The 20,866-nt window shown below is 72.9% G+C and carries 19 protein-coding genes, 1 pseudogene and 1 riboswitch; of the genes and pseudogenes, 5 read left to right on the top strand and 15 right to left on the bottom strand.

The window, feature by feature from the left end; translation table 11 throughout:
- Nucleotides 1-24 precede the first annotated feature (24 nt).
- Nucleotides 25-867: a GNAT family N-acetyltransferase gene (locus tag JOC24_RS14590; protein ID WP_205020675.1), complete on the bottom strand. Its 843-nt coding sequence runs from the start codon at nt 865-867 to the stop codon at nt 25-27.
- Nucleotides 868-1,370: 503 nt separating this feature from the next.
- Here JOC24_RS14590 and JOC24_RS14595 point away from each other — a divergent pair.
- The 4 genes and pseudogenes from JOC24_RS14595 (at nt 1,371) to JOC24_RS14610 (ending at nt 6,260) form a co-directional block, all read left to right on the top strand.
- Nucleotides 1,371-2,243: a SigB/SigF/SigG family RNA polymerase sigma factor gene (locus JOC24_RS14595; protein ID WP_205020676.1), complete on the top strand. Its 873-nt coding sequence runs from the start codon at nt 1,371-1,373 to the stop codon at nt 2,241-2,243.
- A gap of 200 nt (nt 2,244-2,443) precedes the next feature.
- Complete coding sequence (locus JOC24_RS14600; RefSeq protein WP_205020677.1) at nt 2,444-3,805, top strand: bifunctional o-acetylhomoserine/o-acetylserine sulfhydrylase; 1,362 nt, start codon at nt 2,444-2,446, stop codon at nt 3,803-3,805.
- Entirely contained in the window at nt 3,802-4,950 is a 1,149-nt protein-coding gene (locus JOC24_RS14605) for a homoserine O-acetyltransferase MetX (RefSeq protein WP_205020858.1), read from the top strand. Before JOC24_RS14600 ends, JOC24_RS14605 begins: the two co-directional genes overlap by 4 nt.
- Before the next feature lie 51 nt (nt 4,951-5,001).
- Nucleotides 5,002-6,260 (top strand): annotated as a pseudogene (locus JOC24_RS14610) (sulfite oxidase).
- Between the two features lie 4 nt (nt 6,261-6,264).
- Here the strand turns inward: JOC24_RS14610 and JOC24_RS14615 are convergent.
- Both JOC24_RS14615 and JOC24_RS14620 read right to left on the bottom strand, forming a co-directional pair.
- Nucleotides 6,265-7,152 (bottom strand): NAD(P)-dependent oxidoreductase, encoded by an 888-nt coding sequence (locus JOC24_RS14615; protein WP_205020678.1) that lies wholly within the window; start codon nt 7,150-7,152, stop codon nt 6,265-6,267.
- Nucleotides 7,153-7,198: 46 nt separating this feature from the next.
- On the bottom strand, nt 7,199-7,918 hold the full coding sequence (locus tag JOC24_RS14620; protein ID WP_205020859.1) for an adenosylcobinamide amidohydrolase: 720 nt from the start codon (nt 7,916-7,918) through the stop codon (nt 7,199-7,201).
- Between the two features lie 242 nt (nt 7,919-8,160).
- Here JOC24_RS14620 and JOC24_RS14625 point away from each other — a divergent pair, with 242 nt between their 5' ends.
- Nucleotides 8,161-9,177 carry a PRC and DUF2382 domain-containing protein gene (locus JOC24_RS14625; protein ID WP_205020679.1) on the top strand — a complete coding sequence of 339 codons (1,017 nt, stop codon included), beginning with the start codon at nt 8,161-8,163 and terminating at the stop codon, nt 9,175-9,177.
- A 57-nt stretch (nt 9,178-9,234) separates the two neighbouring features.
- On the opposite strand, the gene JOC24_RS14630 is transcribed toward JOC24_RS14625, so the two are convergent.
- From JOC24_RS14630 to JOC24_RS14685, 12 genes are all read right to left on the bottom strand, one after another.
- Nucleotides 9,235-10,080, bottom strand: coding sequence for an ABC transporter ATP-binding protein (locus tag JOC24_RS14630; protein WP_205020680.1), 846 nt, complete (start codon nt 10,078-10,080; stop codon nt 9,235-9,237).
- Nucleotides 10,077-11,126: a FecCD family ABC transporter permease gene (locus JOC24_RS14635; protein WP_239580492.1), complete on the bottom strand. Its 1,050-nt coding sequence runs from the start codon at nt 11,124-11,126 to the stop codon at nt 10,077-10,079. The genes JOC24_RS14630 and JOC24_RS14635 overlap by 4 nt, the downstream gene beginning before the upstream one ends.
- Before the next feature lie 35 nt (nt 11,127-11,161).
- Nucleotides 11,162-12,208 carry an ABC transporter substrate-binding protein gene (locus JOC24_RS14640; protein WP_205020681.1) on the bottom strand — a complete coding sequence of 349 codons (1,047 nt, stop codon included), beginning with the start codon at nt 12,206-12,208 and terminating at the stop codon, nt 11,162-11,164.
- 57 nt (nt 12,209-12,265) lie between these two features.
- A riboswitch (cobalamin riboswitch) is annotated at nt 12,266-12,453 on the bottom strand.
- An 85-nt stretch (nt 12,454-12,538) separates the two neighbouring features.
- Nucleotides 12,539-12,709 carry a hypothetical protein gene (locus JOC24_RS34010; protein ID WP_205020682.1) on the bottom strand — a complete coding sequence of 57 codons (171 nt, stop codon included), beginning with the start codon at nt 12,707-12,709 and terminating at the stop codon, nt 12,539-12,541.
- On the bottom strand, nt 12,706-14,556 hold the full coding sequence (locus JOC24_RS14650; protein ID WP_205020683.1) for an acyl-CoA dehydrogenase family protein: 1,851 nt from the start codon (nt 14,554-14,556) through the stop codon (nt 12,706-12,708). The genes JOC24_RS34010 and JOC24_RS14650 overlap by 4 nt, the downstream gene beginning before the upstream one ends.
- Before the next feature lie 46 nt (nt 14,557-14,602).
- A complete protein-coding gene (locus tag JOC24_RS14655) occupies nt 14,603-15,553 on the bottom strand; it encodes a carbohydrate kinase family protein (protein ID WP_205020684.1) in 951 nt (316 codons plus the stop codon).
- A gap of 98 nt (nt 15,554-15,651) precedes the next feature.
- Entirely contained in the window at nt 15,652-15,912 is a 261-nt protein-coding gene (locus JOC24_RS14660; protein ID WP_205020685.1) for a type B 50S ribosomal protein L31, read from the bottom strand.
- Between the two features lie 195 nt (nt 15,913-16,107).
- The gene (locus JOC24_RS14665; protein WP_205020686.1) at nt 16,108-16,989 is read right to left on the bottom strand and encodes a TroA family protein; all 882 of its coding nucleotides are present in this window, start codon (nt 16,987-16,989) and stop codon (nt 16,108-16,110) included.
- Entirely contained in the window at nt 16,986-17,687 is a 702-nt protein-coding gene (locus tag JOC24_RS14670; RefSeq protein ID WP_205020687.1) for a GNAT family N-acetyltransferase, read from the bottom strand. Before JOC24_RS14670 ends, JOC24_RS14665 begins: the two co-directional genes overlap by 4 nt.
- Before the next feature lie 49 nt (nt 17,688-17,736).
- Nucleotides 17,737-18,648 (bottom strand): YihY/virulence factor BrkB family protein, encoded by a 912-nt coding sequence (locus JOC24_RS14675; RefSeq protein WP_205020688.1) that lies wholly within the window; start codon nt 18,646-18,648, stop codon nt 17,737-17,739.
- 127 nt (nt 18,649-18,775) lie between these two features.
- Nucleotides 18,776-19,093, bottom strand: coding sequence for a cupin domain-containing protein (locus tag JOC24_RS14680; RefSeq protein ID WP_205020689.1), 318 nt, complete (start codon nt 19,091-19,093; stop codon nt 18,776-18,778).
- A 32-nt stretch (nt 19,094-19,125) separates the two neighbouring features.
- Nucleotides 19,126-20,760: a glycoside hydrolase family 13 protein gene (locus JOC24_RS14685; protein ID WP_205020690.1), complete on the bottom strand. Its 1,635-nt coding sequence runs from the start codon at nt 20,758-20,760 to the stop codon at nt 19,126-19,128.
- Nucleotides 20,761-20,866: the final 106 nt, after the last annotated feature.

Here is a 20,866-nt window from a genome sequence, read left to right on the forward strand (position 1 = left end):
GGCACGCCTCCCGCCTGTTCGCCCTTATCGCCCCACGTGTTCCAAGCTACCCGCCCCCGGGCCACGGGTCTCGGCGTCGGTGGACGGCCACGCGCCCGCCGGGACGATCACGGAGAGGAAGGAGGTCCGGCGGCGCAGGGTGAAGCCGATGGATTCGTAGAGCCGGACGGCGGAGGTGTTCGACGCGGCGGCGTGCAGGAAGGGCGTCTCGCCTCGTTCCCTGATGCCGTGGGCGACGGCTCCGACGAGGCGCGTCGCGAGCCCCTGGCCCCGTACGGAATCGTCGGTGCAGACGCCACTGATCTCGGTCCAGCCGGGCGGATGCAGCCGTTCCCCCGCCATCGCGACGAGGACGCCGGCACGCCGGACACCGAGATAGGTGCCGAGCTCCACGGTGCGTGGCAGGAACGGGCCGGGCCGGGTGCGCTCGACGAGGTCGAGCATCTCCGGCACGTCGGCCGGGCCGAGTGGCACGGCCTCCGGGTCGGGGACGGCGCCGGCGGCGTCGGTCACCATCTGCACGCCCTCGGCCTGGAAGACGATCTCCCAGTCGGCCGGCGGGGGCTCACGGAAGGCCGTCAGGGTGACCGAACCGCCGGGGCCCACGAGTGCGGCGACGTCGGCCCAGTCCTGGGTCTCGGGGGCATCCGGCAGCGCGAGCCAGGGGGTGACGTCGGGGTGGTAGCGCAGGATGCGTCCGCGCCGCTCGGCGAAGTGGGCGTGCGGACCGGTCAGGGCGGCGCGCACGGGGTTGTCCAGGGGATGGGGCCTTTCGGCTGCCGCGGCGGGGGCGGGTTCCACCGGAGGGGACGGGTTCACGGTCCCCGCCCCGGGCAGGTCCGGGGGCAGGGGTGTGGCCTCGGGCATGGGTTCTCTCACTCCGGTTCGGATCGGCGGCCGACAGGCGTGTAAGGCTGATCGCCCCGTCCCTATTCCCCGGCCTCCGGACCGCCGGGCCGCTGTCGAGCGCGCAGCCGCGGCACCGGCCCCCGCCGCGCCCTCCACTCGCGCGCGAGGTCCGGCGTGTGCGGGAGATGACGCCGGTCGGGGCGGCGGTCGCGCCCCGGCGTGAGTGCACGGAGCGGCCGGTCGGGCGAATAGTGACCGCTGCGCGGGATACCGCCCCAACCGGCATCGGCTTGTGGCACTCTGGACGTGACCGCCCCACCGGGCTCCCCCGTACCGGTGGGGCGGTTCTTCGTGCTCCCGGACTCACGGGTGCTCCGCGGGCATGTCTTCCGCGGACGATCAGCGCCGTCCGCGGCCGATCCCCGTGTCCGTTGTCTCAAATCCTCCTGCTTGTGCATGAGTTGCGTCCCATCGGGCAGGCGCCCAGACCTCACGGCCCACAATCTGAGGAGCGTGACGGGATGACCACGCACACTGCGCCGACCGCGACTGCGGAACGAGCAGGTGCTCCGGACGGACTTCCCTGGATCGAGGACGCGGGGCGGATCGCCCCGAGGGATGCGCGGAAGTTGTCGAAGCTCTTCTTCGACCGTCTGCAGGTGCTCGACGAGGGCACCCCCGAGCACCAGTACACCCGGAACACCCTTATCGAGATGAACCTGTCCCTCGTGCGGTTCGCCGCCGGGCGCTTCCGCAGCCGGGGAAGCGGCGAGATGGAGGACATCGTCCAGGTCGGCACCGTCGGCCTCATCAAGGCCATCGACCGCTTCGACCTCGCACGCGAGGTGGAGTTCACCTCGTTCGCCGTTCCGTACATCGTCGGCGAGATCAAGCGATTCTTCCGCGACACCACCTGGTCCGTTCATGTGCCCCGGCGACTCCAGGAGTTGAGAGTCGACCTCGCGAAGGCGAAGGAAGCACTCGCGGCGGACCTCGACCGGGACGCCACGGTGCGGGAGCTCGCCGACCATCTCGGTCTCGAGGAGAAGGAGGTCACCGAGGGCCTGGTCGCCGCCAACGGCTACACGGCCGGATCGCTCGACATCCCGGCCGACACGTCGGGCCCCATCGGCGGCGCGACGGCCGGGCGCACCTACGCGGACGTGCTGGGCGAGTCCGATCCCGCCATGGAGACGGTGGAGAACCTCAGTTCGCTCGCCCCGCTGCTAGGCGAGCTGGACACACGCGAGCGGCGCATCATCGACATGCGGTTCGGCCAGGAGATGACACAGGCCCAGATAGGCGACGAGCTCGGCATCTCCCAGATGCACGTCTCCCGCCTGCTCGGCCGCATCCTCCGGAGCCTGCGCAGCGGGATGCTCACCCAGGACTGACGCACGACCGGCGCCGGGCCGGCTCCGCCTGCGGCGGGGTCGGCCCGGCGCGTCTGTTTCGGCGGCGTTGCAGCTTCGTGGCCACCTGCGCGAGTGGCTTCCATCCCGCCGCGGGCGCGCTCTACGGTCCGTAGCCAGTAGGCCGCCACGTCGCCACCGTGCGGGGCGGACATCCTCCGAACGACCGTGCGAGGTATGACATGAGCCAGCCCGTCGACGCCGTCACCGCGGGGCACGCCCCGCAGGACGAGGACCGTCAGGACGCCGGGGCCGCCTGGTCCTTCGAGACGAAGCAGATCCACTCCGGCGCGGTGCCCGACCCGACGACGGGCGCCCGAGCCGTGCCGATCTACCAGTCGACGTCCTTCGTCTTCAAGGACACGGATCACGCCGCCGGCCTCTTCTCGCTGGCCGAGCCCGGCAACATCTACACCCGGATCCACAACCCGACGCAGGACGTCCTGGAACAGCGGATCGCCGCGCTCGAGGGCGGAGTCGCAGCCGTCGCCCTCGCCTCCGGCCAGGCAGCCGAGACACTCGCCCTTCTGACGCTGGCGGGCGCCGGGGACCACATCGTCTCCTCCGCCTCCCTCTACGGCGGAACGTACAACCTGTTCCGCCACACGCTGCCCCGGTTCGGTATCGAGGTCTCGTTCGTGGAGGACCCCGATGACATCGAGGCCTGGCGGGCCGCCGTCAGGCCGGGCACCAAGGCCCTGTTCGCGGAGACGCTCGGCAATCCGCGTGGCGACGTCCTGGACATCCGTGGCGTCGCGGACGTGGCGCACGCGGCCGGTGTCCCGCTCGTCGTCGACAACACCGTGCCCACGCCCTACCTCCTGAGGCCGCTGGAGCACGGGGCGGACATCGTGATCCACTCCGCGACGAAGTTCCTCGGCGGTCACGGCACCACGATCGGCGGTGTCGTCGTGGACGGCGGCACCTTCGACTTCGGCGCGCACGCGGAGCGATTCGCGGACTTCCACTCCCCCGACCCCAGTTACCACGGCCTGCGGTACTGGCCGGACCTCGGGCACGGCGCCTTCGCGGTGAAGCTGCGGGTCCAGCTCCTGCGCGACCTCGGGCCGGCGCTGTCTCCCCACTCGGCCTTCCTGCTCCTCCAGGGCGTGGAGACGCTCAGCCTGCGTCTGGAGCGGCACACGTCCAACGCGCTGACGCTCGCCCGCTGGCTGGAGAGCCGCGACGAGGTGTCGGCGGTGCACTACGCGGGCCTCGGGTCGAGCCCTTGGTACGAGGCGGGGCAGCGCTATCTGCCGCGCGGCGCGGGCGCCGTGCTCGCCTTCGAGCTCCGGGACGGGGTGGAGGCCGGCAAGCGGTTCGTGGACGCGGTGGAACTGTTCAGCCACCTGGCCAACATCGGGGACGTGCGGAGCCTGATCATCCACCCGGCGTCCACGACCCACAGCCAGCTGACCGAGGAGCAGCTGGCAGCGACCGGGGCCACCGCGGGGCTGGTGCGGCTCTCCGTGGGCCTGGAGAACGTGGACGACCTCAAGGCGGATCTGGAAGCCGGTTTCCGGGCCGCGAAGGCCGCGTCCTGAACCGGGTCGCCGCGCCCCTCCCGCCGGCCACCGGAGGTCGGCGGGAGGGTGATCCGCCCGGCGGCCGTGCGTGGGCGGTGCTCGACGGCGCGCTCGGGCTCGAGTACGGCGGGAAGCTGCCGGACGTACGGCTGGCGTACGAGACCTGGGGCCGGCTCGCGCCGGACGGCACCAACGCGGTTCTGGTCCTGCACGCGCTCACCGGTGACAGCCACGCGGCGGGACCCGCCGGGCCGGGGCATCCGTCGGCCGGCTGGTGGGACGCGCTGATCGGTCCGGGGCGGGCGCTGGACACCGACCGCTGGTTCGTCGTCGCCCCCAACGTGCTGGGCGGCTGCCAGGGCAGCACCGGCCCGTCCTCCCGGCGGCCCGACGGGGTCCCCTGGGGCTCCTCCTTCCCGTACCTCACGGTCCGTGACCAGGTGGCGGCGGAGGCACTGCTGGCCGATGCGCTGGGGATCGGCCGGTGGGCCTCGGTGATCGGCGGTTCGATGGGCGGCATGCGGGCGCTCGAGTGGGCGGTGAGCCACCCCGGGCGTACGGGGTCGCTGCTGATGCTCGCCGCTCCCGCCGCGTCCTCGGCCGAACAGATCGCCTGGGGCAGCACGCAGATCGCCGCGATCCGGAGCGACCCCGGCTGGCGGGGCGGCGGCTACCACGACGCACCGGCCGGCTCCGGCCCGCACCGGGGACTCGGACTGGCCCGGCGGATCGCCCATGTCACGTATCGCAGCGAGGCGGAGCTGGGATCGCGGTTCGGCGGGCGGGCGCAGCCAGGTGAACTGCCCTCGCTGGGCGGGCGGTACGAGGTGGAGTCGTATCTCGACCATCACGCGGACAAGCTGGTGCGCCGCTTCGACGCGGGCAGTTATGTGGTGCTCACCGAGGCGATGAACGCCCACGACGTGGGCCGGGGACGTGGTGGTGCGGCGCGGGCGCTGCGCCGCGCGGACATGCCGGCCCTGATCGCCGGCATCGATTCCGACCGGCTCTACCCGCCGGCACAGCAGGCGGAGCCGGCCGCCCTGCTGCCCGGCGCCGACCATGTCCGGATCATCGAATCCCCTTACGGACACGACGGGTTCCTCATCGAGACCGAACAGGTGGGAGCTCTCGTCAGGGAGCTGCTGCCTGCGGCCCGCTGATCCGGATCGCGCCCGGCCCCGACCGCAGACCTCTGCCCCCCTGGAGTCCCCATGAGTTCCGTGCCCCTGTCCGAAGCCGCGTACGACCGGCGGCGGCTGCGTCAGTGGACAGCCGGTCGCGCGAGGTCGGCGGGCATCGACCGCCGTGATCTGCTGAAGCTGGTCGCCGCCGCCTCGGTCGCGGCCCCGCTGATTCCGGCCGCCGCGGCCCCCGCGGGTGCGGCGCAGTCGCTCGCGGGGTGGTGAAGCCCCTGCCCCCGGAGCTGTTCACGGTGCGCGGCACCAACGCCGAGACGAACTTCGCGGCGCTGCGGGACACGGGGCTGCTCACTCCCGCCGACCGGTTCTTCGTCCGCAACCACACCGCCACACCGGCCGTCGACGCGGCGGACTGGGAGCTGACGGTCTGGGGCAGCGGGCTGTCCGGGGCTCCCGTGGACTTCTCGTACGGGGCTCTGCGCGCCCTGCCGTCCGTCACCCGCACCGCTTTCGTCGAGTGCGCGGGCAACGGCCGGAGCTTCTTCACCTCCCAGCAGGGCCAGCAGGTCGGCGGAACGGCGTGGACCCTCGGTGCGATCGGTACGGCTCGCTGGCGCGGGGTACGGCTGGCCGAGGTCCTGCGCCTGGCGGGGATCGGCCGGAACGCGGTCGATGTGCTGCCGCGCGGCCTGGACGCGGTCGTCGTCAGCGAGGGGACGAACCTCGGCCGGGTACGCCGGCCCCTGCCGGTGGCGAAGGCCCTGGACGACGTGCTGCTCGCGTACGAGATGAACGGTGAGCCGTTGCCTCCGGATCACGGTGCGCCGGTCCGGCTGATCGTGCCCTCCTGGGTGGGCATCGCGAACATCAAGTGGGTGGGCGACATCGAGGTGAGCGCGGAGCCGCTGCTGAGCCCGTGGAACACGGGTCTGTACCGGCTCTTCGGTCCCGGGTACCCGCCGGAGGGCAGCGCGCCGCTGACCCGCCAGACGCTGAAGAGCGCGTTCGAGCTCGCGCCGGGGGCCTCGTTCACCGCCCGTCGCAGGCATGTGCTCACCGGCAGGTCGTGGTCGGGCGGTGCACCGGTGCGCTCGGTCGAGGTGAGCACCGACGGCGGTGGCCGGTGGCGTCCCGCGCGGCTGCGCGACGAGCCCCGGCCGGGGAGCTGGGTCCGCTGGAGCGCCGACTGGGTTCCGGAGGGGGCGGGGCCGGGCGTGCTGCTCGCGCGGGCGACGGACCGCTCAGGACGCACCCAGCCGGCGACGACCGAGCACAACACGCAGGGGTACCTCTTCGACGCGGTGGTGCGGCATCCGGTGACCGTCGTATGAGCGGCTACGCGGGGCGGCCGGCGAAGTACGTCGCGATCATGTCCTGACCGCCGTGTCCGGCCGCCTCCGCCCGGGTGAACCGCTCGGCGGAGGCGGCGACCAGGTCGAGCGTCACCCCGGACGCCTCGGCCGCGTCGAGGATCAGCCGGGAGTCCTTGAGCGCGGTGGAGAGCGCGAAGCTCGGGCTGAGGTCGCCGGAGAGCACCGCGGCGGACTTGCCCTGGAGGTACGGGGTGTCCAGCGGACCGCCCTTCATCGCGTCGAGGAAGAGCTGTGGGTCGAGCCCGAGTCCCTCGGCGAGATTGAGGCATTCCGCCACGCTGTTGACCATGTTGATCACCCAGGTGTTGGCGACGAGCTTGAGCCGGGTGGCGGCTCCCGGTTCCTCGCCGATCCATACGGTGCGCTGCCCGATGGCGTCCAGGACGGGCAGCGCGGTCGTGCGGGCGGCGGTGGGTCCGGACACGAACACCGTGAGTGCGCCCTGCTCCGCGGGCTGCTTCGTGCCGGAGACCGGGGCGTCGAGGTAGACCAGCCCCAGTCCGGCGGCGCGGTGGACGAGGTCCGCCGTGGCGTCGAGGCCGACGGTGGAGCTCTGCAGCCAGACCTGCCCGGGGCGCAGGCCGGGCGCCGCGGCGGTCAGGGTCTCCGCCACGGACCGGCCGTCGTTCAGGGCGGTGAGGACCACGTCGGCTCCGCGCACCGCTTCCTCGGCCGTGTTCGTCACGGTGGCGCCCTGGGCGGCCAGCGGCTCGGCCCTCGACCGCGTGCGGTTCCAGACCCTGACGGGAAGCCGGTCCCTGAGCAGGCTGCGGGCCATCCCCGATCCCATGATCCCGGTGCCGAGGACCGCGACGGTCGGTGTGCCCGGGGCGGCGGAGGCGGTCGTCATGGGTGGTTCCCTTCGTCGGTACGGGGCGGTCTCGTGACCTGTGGTTTCAAGACTCCCTCAGCGCGCTCTCCAGAACGGCGCGGTGCACGGCTCTGGCGAGTCGCGCGCCCCAGCGCGAACGCGGTCCGGCGAACGGTTCTCCCGGCTGCCCTCCCGGGTCGGGCGCGGCCACGCACACCGCGTCCGTGGGCGTCCCGGAGCAGTCGAGTCCCGCGTCCACGAGCGCCTGGACCTTCGCCTCGGTGGCGGTGGCCACCGCGTTGACCAGGGCTGCGTCGGAGAGGGCCACGGGGAGCGTGACGACGATGTTGACGGTGCCGGGTGGCAGCGGACCGTCGGTGCCTTCGGGCGGGGCTGCGGCCCATCCCCGTACGCCGAGGCCGCTGGTCACCGTCGCGGTCGCACCGCCGTCGTCGGCGACGGTGTACGCGGTGACGTCGGCAGCGGTCATCAGTCCGGCTCCGGGGCCGTCGAGCGCCTCGGCGGCCGCGATCTCGGCGAGGTGCCGGTCGGGGTCGAGACGGGGATAGCCGCCGGGTACCTGGGCATTCAGGATCCAGGCGCGCGGGCCGAGCCCGCCGCCGAGCACCGCGCTGCTGCACACGCGCCAGCCCGGTCCGAGCCGCCAGACCAGGTGGTGCAGCCCGAGACCGTCCTCGCGCCGGTCCAGCAGTTCGCCGTACTGCCGGGGCGGGCGGATGCCCACGGATCCGATGGCGCACCCCCTGACAAGCCTGCCGGCGGTCGGCAGCGGCGGGTCGATCATACGGGCGGGCCAGCTCCGCACGTCCGGCGCACCCGCGCGGGTGCTCACCCGAATGGCGTAACGCGTGTGGCGGACCGACAGGGGCGTGAAACGGGGCCACCGCCCCGCCCAGGTCTTCTGGGCCGCTCGGCGCCCGGGCCGGGAAGTTGCAGCGTCCAACCGGCTGAGGCGCGATGGAGACCGGACGCGCCACCCCTGGTGGATCCACCCACAGGACGCGCCCGGGCGAGGAGGAATCGGCCATGGGAGCCGCTGACGGTTTCACGGATTCCGGAGAACTCGACGGTCTGACCGTCTACGACAGCGACGGCGAGAAGGTCGGCACTGTGGGACGGGTGTACGTCGACGACGACACCGGCAAGCCCGACTGGATCACCTGCAAGACCGGCCTGTTCGGCATGAAGGAGAGTTTCGTTCCGCTGGCAGGGGCCCGCCGCGTGGGCTCGGACCTGCACATCTCTCATCCGAAGGACCGCGTCAAGGAGGCCCCTCGGGTGGACGCGGACGCGCACCTCTCCGTGTCGGAGGAGGAGGAGCTCTACCGGCACTACGGCATGACCAGGAAGGGCGGCGGAGCGGGCGGTGACGCGCGCACCACGTCCGGGACGGGCACGGCAGCCATGGGTGCTGCGGGCGCGGCCGGTGCCGCCGGCGCGGCCGGTACCACTTCGGCCGACAAGACCAGGGCGACCGGCACCACGGCCGGCACCACCGGCTCCGCGGCCGGCATGGGCACCACCGGTGCCGGCGCGGGCAGGCACCGCGACATGGACGCCTCCTCCACGTCCCGACCGCTCGCCGGAGCCGGAGCCGAGCGGTCCGCCGCGGGTGCCGGCGGCCGTGAGGAGATGGTCCGGTCCGAGGAGCAGCTCCAGGTCGGCACGGAGGAGTACGAGAGCGGAACGGCCCGCCTGCACAAGTACGTCGTGACCGAGAACGTCACGCGGACGGTGCCGGTGTCCCACGAGGAGGTACGCGTGGTGCGCGAGCCCATGAAGCCGGGCGACAAGGGCATGGGTGCGAAGGGCACGACCGACCTCGGCGAACAGGACGTCGAAGTCACCCTGCACGCCGAACGGGCCACCGTCCGCAAGGAGGCGGTCCCTGTGGAGCGGGTCCGTCTCGAAACCAGCAAGGTCACCGAACAGAAGGAAGTCTCCGCCGAGGTCCGCAAGGAGAAGATCGACTACGCGGACGGCAAGGACACGGGCAGCGGCAAGGACACGGGTGGCGAATTCGGCCAGGGACGTCGCCGCTGACCCCTCCCACAGCGGCGAAAGGCCGCGCGACAGAAGCGAGGGGCGGTCCCGGGCATCTCACGGGCCCGCCCTCTCGTCGTTCCTCCACCGCCCGTGGGCGGCTCCACCCGGCATGAACCGCACCGAAGGGCGCCCCTGCGGTCCTTCCGGCGTCACCACCGCGCGCACCCGGTAGACCTCGGCGATGAGGTCCTCGGTGATCACCTCCGAGGGCGTTCCGCCGGCCACCACACGGCCGTCCTTCATGACCGTGACGCGGTCGCAGAACATCGCGGCCAGATTGAGGTCGTGCAGTGCGATAACGGCGGTGACGGGCAGCGCGGCCACCAGGGACAGCAGGTCCAACTGGTGCTGGATGTCCAGGTGGTTGGTGGGTTCGTCCAGCAGCAGTTCGCGTGGCTGCTGGGCGAGTGCGCGGGCGATCTGGACGCGCTGGCGCTCCCCGCCGGAGAGCGTGTGCCAGGACTGCGCGGCCCGGTCGGCGAGTCCGGTGCGCGCAAGCGCCTCGCGCACGGCGTCCTCGTCCTCGGGGCCGGACGCCGACCAGGCCCGCCGGTGCGGGATCCGGCCGAGGCGTACGACGTCGAGGACGCTGAGGTCGACCTGGGTGACCGCGTGCTGGTCGACGACGGCCACGCGCCGGGCGACGCCGCGCCTGCCGGTCTCGGCGAGTGTCCGGCCGTCGAGGGTGACGACGCCCGCGCCGGGGGCGAGTACGCCGGCCATCACCCGCAGCAGCGTGGTCTTGCCGGATCCGTTCGGTCCCAGGAGCCCGACGGTGGTGCCGGGCGGCGGCGCGACGCTCACTCCGTCGAGGACGATCCGCCCGCCGGCCTCCCTGCTGACGCGCGCGGCCCGCAGTCCGTCACCGGGCGTGCCGGTTCCGGGCTCGTCCCTGTTCATGGGTTCCTCCGCGTGCGGTAGAGGACCAGGACGAAGGCGGGCACCCCGATGAGGGAGGTGACCACACCGACCGGCACCTCCTGCGGGTCGAGGGCGGTCCTGGCCAGGGTGTCGACCCAGACCAGGAACACGGCTCCCGCGAGCGCGGTCACCGGCAGCAGCCTCCGGTGCCCGGATCCCGTCAGCGCCCGGGCGGCGTGCGGAAGGACGAGGCCGACGAATCCGATGGCGCCCGCGGAGCTGACGAGGGCCGCGGTCAGCAGCGCGGTGGTGCAGAGCAGCACGATCCGGGTGCGGACCACGTGCACCCCGAGGGCCGCCGCGGCGTCCTGGCCGAAGGCGAAGGCGTCGAGGGTACGAGCATGGCCGAGGCAGATCAGCAGGGTCACGGCCAGCACGGCGGAGCACATCCACACGTCGCTCCAGCCGACCCCGCTCAGCGAGCCGAGCAGCCAGAAGAGCACGCCCCGGGTCTGCTCGGCGTCGGCGGCGGTCATCACGACGAAGGAGGTGAGCGCGGAGAAGAGCTGCATGGCCGCGACTCCGGAGAGCACGACCCGGTCGGTCGATCCGCCGAGCGTGTGGCTGAGCAGCAGGACGAGGGCGAAGGAGCACAGGGCGCCGACGAAGGCACCGCCCGAGATCGAGACCGCTCCCCCGCCGACACCGAGGACCACGACCACGACCGCGCCGGTGGACGCCCCCGAGGAGACGCCGAGGACGAACGGGTCGGCGAGCGGGTTGCGCAGCAGTGACTGCATCACGGTGCCGCACACCGCGAGCCCGGCCCCGCACACCGCGGCGAGCAGGGTGCGGGGCATGCGCAGGTTCCAGATGATCCCGTCCCGGATCGGGGTCAGCCGCCCTTCGCCGAGCCCGAGGTGCGAGGCCACCGCCGACCAGACGTCCGGGACTGAGATGCGGGCGGGTCCGATCGTGACGGCGACCGCGACGGACAGGAGCAGCAGGGCGACCCCGCAGCTCCACAGGAGGCCGTCGCGCAGGACTCGGGCTCCGGCTCCCGACCGGACCGGGGACGGTGGCAGCTCAGCGCGTACGTCCGGAGCGTGGTCGGTCCTCGTCACCCCGCGAGTCCGAACGAGCGCAGCCCCTCCGCGACGCGCTCCACGCCCTCCACGGTCCGGATGGTCGGATTCATGGCCTGGCCGCTGAGGAGGACGTACCGCTTGTTCCGGACGGCGTCCATGTTCTTCGTGGCGGGGTTGGACTCCAGGAACTCGATCTTCTTCTCGGCGCTCTCGGCAGTCTGCGACCTGCGGGTCAGATCACCGATGACGAGCACGGAGGGGTCGCGGTCGGCGACGGTCTCCCAGTTGATCTGGGGCCATTCCTCGTGGGTGTCGTCGAAGACGTTCTTCGCGCCCAGCTCCTCGGTGATGATGCCGGGGGCGCCGCAGCAGCCGGCGAGGTAGGGGGCCTCGGCATTGGCGAACCAGTAGAGGAGGGTGGCGTCGGACGCGTCGATGTCCGCGGTCGCCCTGTCGATGCGGCCCCGGAGGCTCGTGACCAGTTTCTCGCCGCGCTCGGGGACTCCGAACACCGCTGCGAGGTCGCGTACTTCGCCGTAGACGCCGTCCATGGTCAGACGCTCGGTGCGGGAGCCGTCGCTGCTGCCGGTGTTGTCCTTGCCCGCGCAGTCGGTGGGTGAGAGGTATGTCGGGACGCCCAGTTCCTCGAACTGGTCGCGGGTCGCCACACCGCCCTTGCCGAGGGTCGAATCGAACGAGGCGCTGACGAAGTCCGGTTCCTCGGCGAGGACCTTCTCGGAGGAGGGCTGGTTCCCGGCGATGCGGGGCACGGTGGCCTCGTCCTCCTCCAGGCCCTTCATCACCGGGTCCGTCCAGGTCGCGGTGGCGGCCATCCTTCCGGCGAGGCCGAGGGAGAGCAGGATCTCCGTCGATCCCTGGTTGAGGGAGACGGCGTGACGCGGGGCGGCGCCGACGGTGACCGTGCGGCCGCAGTTCTCCAGCGTCACGGGGAAGCCGTCCGCGGCATCGTCCGCCGCGGCGCCGCCCGGCACGCTCCCCCCTCCGCCGCAGGCGGTCAGGAGGACGAGTCCCGTGATGAGCAGGGCGGTTCGGCGTACGGTGCTGGCTATGGGCGGCACGGAGTCCCTCGGCGTCTCTGGGCTCTTGCGCGAAGCCCGGTACGGTGGCCCGCTCCCGGTACGGAAGCGGGTGCCAGCAGGTCTTCGGACTCGGGTTCGTCCGGACGGAGCGCCTTCCCGGTGCACCCGTAGGTGCTCCAGTGGCCGTGGCCCCGCCCGTCCCCCTCACCGCTGCGCGTCAGCTCCGGATTCTCACCGGATTCCCTGACTCCACGTGGAGTGTGACTGGCGTCTGCAAGCTATCACGCGGCGTGTCGGCTCCCTAGGGGCCGCCGCCGGTACGGCGGGGGGGGCGTCCTCCCTCCGTACCGGGCGGGTGCCGGCGGGCGTTCACCCCTTGGGGGGAACCGATTCGCCGCAGTCCGTCTGCGGCTTCCCGCTCCGCCGTGCGAGCACGGACGTGGTGCCCCAGTAGGCCAGCAGGACGGCGCGCAGACCCAGCACCTCCAAGCTCTCGCCGATACGGCCGCACACGGTCCGGCCCCTGTGTACGTCACTCATCGGGCGTCCTCCCGGCCGGTGTTCCAAGGGCCCTGGGGATCGTCGTACGCGTGCGCGTAACCGGGGCCGGCGATCGGCCAGTCGGCGAGCAGTTCCTCGGGCAGGGCGAAGGAGTCGGCCAGTTCGCGGGCGTGCGCGGCGACGGCCGCGACCAGGTCCTCGGTCGTCTCGGTGAGAGCGTCGACCTGATCTGCACTCAACAGCCCGGCGGCCAGCAGATCGCCGCTGTTGCGGGCCACCCATTCGACGGCGAACAGTCGCTCCAGCTCGCCCAGCCGGTCTCTGGCGGCCCCCTCGGGCAGCGCCGCGCGGGCCTCGGCGTAGGCCTCGGCGGCCTGCCGGTGCGCGTAGGCCTCCACTCCCCGCAGGGCCGGGCCCGAGGCCGCGTTCCAGCGGCCGAGGGTGTCGGCGTCGGCGGCCCGCAGCACGCGGGCCCTGGCCCTGGCGAACCAGATGTCCTGGACCGAGGCGAGGAGCCCTGCGAGGAAGCGCGGGTCGCTCAGGTCACCGGCGCGGGGCGCACGGTCCGTCGGGTTCTCGCGGCCGGGCTCGGCGGCGAAGAGCATGTCGGCCGCCGCCTTGGTGTAGAGGGCGATGTTGTCGCCCTCCGCCGTGATGGCGCCCTCGACGCCCGTGACCAGTTCGGTCATGCCGTTGTTCTCCAGGAGCGCCTGCGCGCCGCAGCGTTCCCGGCTCTCGACGATGACGTCACGGGCCCGCCAGGTGATCCACGCCTTGGCGACATCGACGAGCCTGACCGCCTCCGCCCTGCCCTCCTCGTCCGTACAGGCCTCCCACCGCTCCTGTGCCCTGCGGTACAGCAGGCTCATGGCGAAGACGGTCGCCATGGCCGAGGCGAGCGGTCCGTGATGGGTCCGGTGGGAGCTGACCGGCACGGGCGGCGCGCCCCGGGTCCCGGAGATCAGCCGGTGGCCTCCGTAGCGCACGGCGACCGCCAGGGTCGCCCGGGCCGATCCGGCGGCACAGGCGCTCATGGAGATGCGGCCGGGGACCACCCGTCCGATCGAGGTCAGGAAGCGGCGCCTCCTGTCTCCGGGGCCGGTCCGGAACTCCCCCGCGGTGTCGCCCTCCTCATCGGGGCCCAGCAGGGCGTCCCGCCCAAGAAAGAGTTGGTCGAAGGAGGTCAGGCAGTGGTCCACGGGGCTGCCCATCCGCGCGGGCAGCCGCCTTACCCGGATGCCCGGCAGCGCCTGCCTGTCGTCGGTGAGCGGCACCAGGAAGAGGCGCACCCCGTGGTCCGATCCGTCGGCCACCAGGCGTGCGGCCACCAGTCCGGACTTCGCTCCGCCCGCCGGGCTGGTGTTGGGCATGAACTTCTGCGCGCCCGCGTTCGGGGTGTGCAGGACGAAGCCGTCCCGTTCGCGGTCGTACGTCGCGGTGGTCTCCATGGCCGACGCGTTGTTGCCGTGCGCCACCTCGGTGCAGAGGAAGGTGCCGATCCGCCGCATCGTCAGGTAGTCCGACAGGTCACGGCGGCCGACGCAGTCGTGGTCCAGGAGGCTGCCCAGGAAGAGGTTGTAGTGGATGCCCGCCACAGTGGTGAGGGCGGGGTCGACCGGGCCGAGCCAGGCGTGCAGGGCGGCCAGCGCGCGCGGGTCGGCGGCGAGGCGAGCTCCGCTGTCGAGGGAGAGGTTGAGGATCCGCAACCGGTCGTAGGCGAGTTCCAGCCGCTCTTCGGGCGTTCCCCCGGCGGGGCGGCGGAACGGTTCTGTGCTGATCAGCCGCTGCCAGAACCCGTGTTCGCGGAGGTGGTCCGGACCGAGGAGGACGCCGGTCAGCAGTTCGGTGGTGGACGGTGGGACGGTGTCGGTAAGGGTCACGGTCATAACGAAATCAACGACCGTGGTGCGGGCGAGGACACCCTGCCCCGCGCTACCCCTCGGGGACCGGCGCGTCGGTCAGGGCGGCTGCCAGCTCCGCCTCGTCCGGGGGCAGGGCGCCGGCCCTTTCGACGGTCACGGCGGCCGAGGCCACGGCGTGGCGCAGCACGTCGCCCAGGACGGCGGTGTCCAGGGAGCGCAGCCCCGCACGGCCCCGCTCCCCGAGCAGTCCGTACGAGGCCAGGGCGTGCAGCGTGCCCGACATGAAGGCATCGCCGGCCCCCACGGTGTCCGCGACCCGGACGCCCGGCCCGCCGATGCTCAGTGTCGCGCCCGGCAGGAGGGCCAGTGCCCCCTCGGCACCCCGGGTGACCAGGACGACCGCCGGCCCCGAGCGCAGCCACCGCCCGGCGGCCCGCTCCGGGGCCTCGCCCGGGTACAGCCAGCGCAGGTCCTCGTCGCTGGCCTTGACGATGTCGCTGAGGGCGACACAGCGCTCCGCGCGGCGTACGGCGACGGCGTGGTCCCCCATCAGCGCGGGCCTCACGTTGGGGTCGTAACTGACGGTCGCCGCCGCCCCGAGTGACCGGAGGAGGTCCACGACGGTGTCCGCACCGGGCTCCAGGGCGGTGGCGACGGACCCGGTGTGGACATGCTGAGGCGGCTCCAGGGACTGCTGCGGTGGTCTCAGCGTCCAGGTGATGTCGAAGGTGTAGGCGGCGCGGCCCGCGTCGTCGAGGTCGAGCGTTGCGGCCGGAGTGGGTGCACCGCTCCCGTCCGTCAGGACCCGCACACCGGCAGAGGCCAGGTGGCGCTCGATCAGCCGCCCTTCGGAGTCCGGGCCCAACTGGGTGACCAGGGTGGTGGCCCGCCCCAGTCGGGCCAAGCCATAGGCGACGTTCGCGGGGCTGCCGCCGGGATGGACCCGGTCAGGCTCGCCCGGCAGTCGGACGATGTCGGCGACGCATTCGCCGATGACCAGCAGGGCGGGGCTGTCCGGCATGGGGGCGGGGCTCCTGGAGGTGGCGTGCGGGGGACGGCCGTGACGGGACGCGGTGCCGCCGATTCTGCCTGGTGCGGGTGCCCCGCCGGGCCCGGGTGTCAGGCGTCCCCATGCCCTTCGTCACCGTAGCGCCGCTCGAACTTCGCGACCTGGCCCTCGGTGTCGACCACCCTCGCCCTGCCCGTGAAGAACGGATGGCTCTCGGCGGAGATCTCGACATCGATGACCGGGTAGCTGTTGCCGTCGTCCCAGTCGATGGTCTGCTCGCTCGACGCGGTGGACCGGGTCAGGAAGGCGTACCCGGCGGAGCGGTCGCGGAAGACCACGGGACGGTACGACGGGTGCTTGTCCTGCTGCATGTCTGCTCCTGGGGGTTACGGGCATCTCGCGTCCCGCTTCGGGCCAGCGTCCCGAACTGCGGGGGCGGCCGCGAACCGGGGCGTCCGTACGGAGCAGTGGATCTCGCGCCCCACCTCACCCGGGGCCCGGGGGCGACGGCCCCCGGAGGCCGGGGCGGAGCTGCGGCGGCCGGGTCACCCGCACGGAAAACCCGCTCAGTCGTTCGCCGCCGCCTCCAGCGCCTCCGCCACGAGCCCGAGGAAGCGCGCGCGGGCCTGCGGGCTGCACAGGGGTTCCGGGTTCCACGGCACGATCCTGGCGCGTCGCCGGGCGGCCTCCCAGGCGGGGGCGGTGATCTCGTCGAGCGGCACCGCGTTCGCCCGGATGTCCGTCAGGACGATGCCGGGTCGCAGAGCCGCCGCTTCCGCCCAGCCGACGGTGGCCCAGTTGACGCCGGCTCCTTCGGGCGGGGACACGAGGCCGACGCCCAGTTCGGCCAGGACGCGCAGCTCCGGCCACATCTGGGGGCGGGCGGCATAGGCCTGTTCCTGGCTCGCGGGCGAGAGGGCCGCCACCCCGAGACCGCGGGGGGTGGCACCGGCGGCCGCACGGAGCCGCTCCCGGGCGGCCCGCAGGTCATTCGCGGCGTCCGGGTCCGGTGCGCCGCCGAGCGACACCGCCAGCTCGGCGAAACGCTCGGCGACCCGGTCGAGGGTGCGCGCCTGTCCCACGTCGATCACGACGACCGGGACGCGCTCCTCCAGGTGCTCGGCGGTGTCCGGGTCGAGCCCGTAGAGCTGGCCGTGGCCGTAGCTGACCGCGACGACCAGGTCGGGCCCGCCGCGTAAGAGCGTCTCCACGTCCAGGTCGTCGCCCGCGCCCCGGTAGTCCACGGCGTCCAGCGGGAGCGTGCCCGTCTTCGCCCGGTCGGGCTCCGCCCCGTCGTGGCCGGAGCCGAAGATCCCCTCCGGACGTATCCCGTGGTCCCACAGCGTCGCTCCCGCCTGGACGTACGCGAGCACCCGGGCCGGTCGGCTGTCCGCCACCACCACCCGGCCCCGGTCGTCCGCGAACCGCCACGCGCTCTGCTCCGTCATGTCGCCCGCCCCTCCGTACCGGCGGCCCTGGCCCTCTCCCGGGCTCGCCCCCCACTACCTGCCCAGCCCGTCGGCTCCACACCCTCGGTGGATCGCCCCAGATAGGTGAGCGGCCCGGGGTCGGGCACGTCGATCACCTGGAACCCCAGCCGGTCGTAGAAGGCCCTGGCCTGGACGTTCCCCGTCAGCATGGACAGGTGGACGGCCGGGACGCCCCTGAGGCGCAGGACTCCCAGGAAGGCGCGCATCAGTTCCCTGCCGTGGCCCTTGCGCTGCCACGGCGGCAGCAGGTCGATGTGCAGGTGTGCCGGGTGCCCGGCCAGCTCCGGGACGATCATGCGCTCGGGGCGGTGGAGCAGAGCCGTCATCTCCTCGGCGGGCGTCCCTGGCTCCCCCTCGGGCTCGGGGAAGCGGTCCCTCACCCGGGGAAGCCAGATCGCGCGGAATGCCTCCACGAAGGACCGCGTGTCAGCGGTTCCCAGGATGTAGCCGACCGCGCGGCCGGAGCCGTCGTCCAGGACGAGGGCGAGCTCCGGTTCGAGGTGGGCGTAGGGCTCGGCGAACAGCGCGGGCATCAGCCCGGGATCGGGATACAGATGCGTGCTGTCGCCGCCGCCGTCGGCCGTGCGGACGCAGATGTCGGCGAGGGCCTCCCGGTCGGCGGGGCGATAGGGGCGCACGGCTGCGGTCCGGTTCATCGCCCCATCGTCCCCAGTTGGGAGCGCTCCCACAAGGGGCCCGGAGGCCTCAGGTCATCTCGCCCTGCCGACGGACCTCCGTGCGTGCCAGTTCGACGTTGAACTGGGCGCCGGCCAGCAGCGCGAGGTTGGTGAACCAGATCCAGATCAGGAAGACGACCAGGCCGGCCAGTGAACCGTACAGCCGGCTGTAGGTGCCGATGTGCGTGGCGTACAGCGCGAATCCGGCCGAGGCGACCAGCCACAGGAACGCGGCGAGCACACCGCCCGGCAGCCCCTTGCGCACGCCGCGCGCCGAGCGCGGGCCGGTGCTGAAGAGGACCACGATGAGGAGGACGACCAGACAGAGCAGCACGGGCCACTTGAGGCCGGCCCAGAGCGTCTCACCGGCCTGGGGCAGGCCGGCGACGCGTCCGAGCCAGCGCGCCAGCGGCCCGGTGAGCACCAGGGCGAAGGCGCTCGCCATCAGCAGGACGAGGAGGCCGATGGCCGAGGCCACGATGATGGGCGCCTGGCGCAGCGGGGGCCTGGTGTCCTTCGCATCGTGCATGGCGTGCATGGCCCGCCGGAAGACCGCCAGATAGCTGGAGGCGGACCACACGGCGCTCACGCTTCCCGTGGCGACGAGCAGCCAGACCGCGGTGCGCTCCTGGGTCGCCGCCTCCAGCGGCCGGCGCAGGGCCGTGCCGGACTCGGCCGGCGCGATGGCGGTGATGTCGGCGATCAGGGCGTTGGTCGCGCCGGGGTTGGCCAGGCCGATGACGGACACGGTGACCAGGAGCGCCGGGAGCAGCGCGAGGATGGCGTAGTAGGTGAGGGCGGCCGCCCAGTCCGAGAGGTCGTCGTTCCACAGGGAGACGGGGGTACGGCGCAGAGCGGTGCGCCATCGCTTCCTCGTCTCGCCGCGCCCGCACGTGGGCGGGGTCCGTTCCGCGAGGGGTGAGTGGGTCCTGCTGGGCACGCGGAATCTCCGGGGGACGTAGGAAGAGCGGAGCGGATGGGCCGGACGCCGTCCCACGTGCGCGAACGTCCCCGGCTCACCCCCTTTCTCTCATGCCTCGATCCCCCGGGTGTACTCCCGGGTCGGATCAGTCGTTGACGGCGGTGAGCAGCACCACCGCGTCCTCCAGCGCGAGCAGCCCGTGCCGTCCCCGGGAAATGGGGTGCAGGGCGCCCGTCCTGAGGTCCACGTCCCCGGACCCCGCGGTGAGCCGTACCGCTCCGCGCAGCACCTGGAGCGAAGCGGCGGGCGGCGCGTTGTGCTCGTCGAGGGCGGATCCCTCGGTGAGCGCGATCACCGTCTGCCGCAGCGGTACCTGGCGCAGCAGCAGATGCGCGCTGCGTCCGTGCGCGTCGGCCCGCGCTGCGGCCAGGTGCTCGTCGGCGAGAGCGTTGAGATCATCCATAAGACCACTCTGCCGCAGCCTCCGCTCCCCCGCTATTGCTCCTTGCGCAGCCAGGCCGCGGTGTCGTCCGGCAACAGACCGGCGACGTCCAGCGGGCCGCTGGTCAGCAGAACCTCGTCATGGCCGGGCAGCACGACCGGGCCCCCCGAGAGGTTGACGACGCAGATCAGGCCGTGGGCCCGCGAGAAGGCGAGGACGCCCGTCGACGAAGGCAGCCAGTTCAGCCGGCCGCCGGCCGCCTCGCCCGGGGTGGCGGCGAAGCCGGGTTCGGCGCGGCGCAGTCGCAGCGCCTCGCGGTACAGGGTGAGCATGGAGCCCGGATCGGCGGCCTGCTCGGCCGCGGCGTACGAGGGCCATGCCGCGGGCTGCGGCAGCCAGGGTTCCGCGGTGGACCCGAATCCCGCGTACGGCTCGGAGGCGGACCAGGGCAGGGGCACCCGGCAGCCGTCCCGCCCGGGGTCGATGCCGCCGGAGCGCAGGTGCATGGGGTCCTGGATCCGCTCGCGGGGGATGTCGGCCTCCGGAAGTCCGAGTTCCTCGCCCTGGTAGAGGTAGACGGCGCCGGGCAGCGCGAGGGAGATCAGGGCGGCCGCCCGTGCCCTGCGCGTGCCGAGTTCCAGGTCGGTGGGCGTGCCGAAGGCCTTGGCCGCGAAGTCGAAGCCGGTCCTCTCACGTCCGTAGCGGGTGACCGTGCGGGTCACGTCGTGGTTGCACAGCACCCATGTGGCGGGAGCTCCGACCGGGGCGTGCTCGGCGAGCGTGTCGTCGATCGCCGTGCGCAGCATCCCGGCGTCCCAGGGACAGGCCAGGAAGTTGAAGTTGAAAGCGGTGTGCAGCTCGTCGGGCCGGAGATAGCGGGCGAAGCGCTCGGCGTCGGGGAGCCAGACCTCTCCGACGAAGATGCCGTCGTACCGGTCGGCGATGGCACGCCACGAGCGGTAGATGTCGTGGAGTTCGTCGCGGTCGACGTACGGGTGGGGGTCGGTGCCCTTGACGAAGTCGGGCAGGCCGGGGTCCTTGGCGAGCAGGGCCGCCGAGTCGATCCGTACACCGGCGACGCCACGCTCGAACCAGAAGCGCAGGACGTCCTCGTGCTCCTGGCGGACCGCGGGGTGCGCCCAGTTGAGGTCGGGCTGCCCGGGGGCGAACAGGTGCAGGTACCACTGGCCGTCGGCGATCCTGGTCCACGGGGTCCCGCCGAACTCGGAGACCCAGTCGTTGGGCGGGATCTCCCCGTGGGTGCCGCGTCCCTCCCGGAAGTGGAAGAGCTCGCGTTCGGGGCTGCCGGGGGCGGCGGCCAGCGCCGCCTGGAACCAGCTGTGCCGGTCGGAGACGTGGTTGGGGACGATGTCGATGACGGTGCGGATGCCCAGCTCGCGGGCCTCGGCGATGAGCTTCTCCGCCTCGGCGAGATGACCGAAGGCGGGGTCGATGACCCGGTAGTCGGCGACGTCGTAGCCGCCGTCGGCCAGGGGGGAGAGGTACCAGGGCGTGAACCAGAGGGCGTCGACGCCCAGTTCCACGAGGTAGGGCAGCCGGGCCCGTACTCCCGCGAGGTCGCCGGTGCCGTCTCCGTCGCCGTCGGCGAAGCTGCGTACGTAGATCTGGTAGATGGCGGCGTCGCGCCACCACGGTGCGGTGGCCTCGGTCGGACGGATGGCTGCCACGTGGCGTTCCTTTCGGGCAGGTGGTACTCCGCCGCCCGGCCCCGACGCGGGGCGTGCGATGGGAGGGCCGGCGGCGGAGTGCTGGTGTGAGGCGGTGGTTCGTGGT

Origin of the sequence: Streptomyces sp. HB132, assembly GCF_016909575.1 — a bacterium.
Lineage (GTDB): Bacteria > Actinomycetota > Actinomycetes > Streptomycetales > Streptomycetaceae > Streptomyces.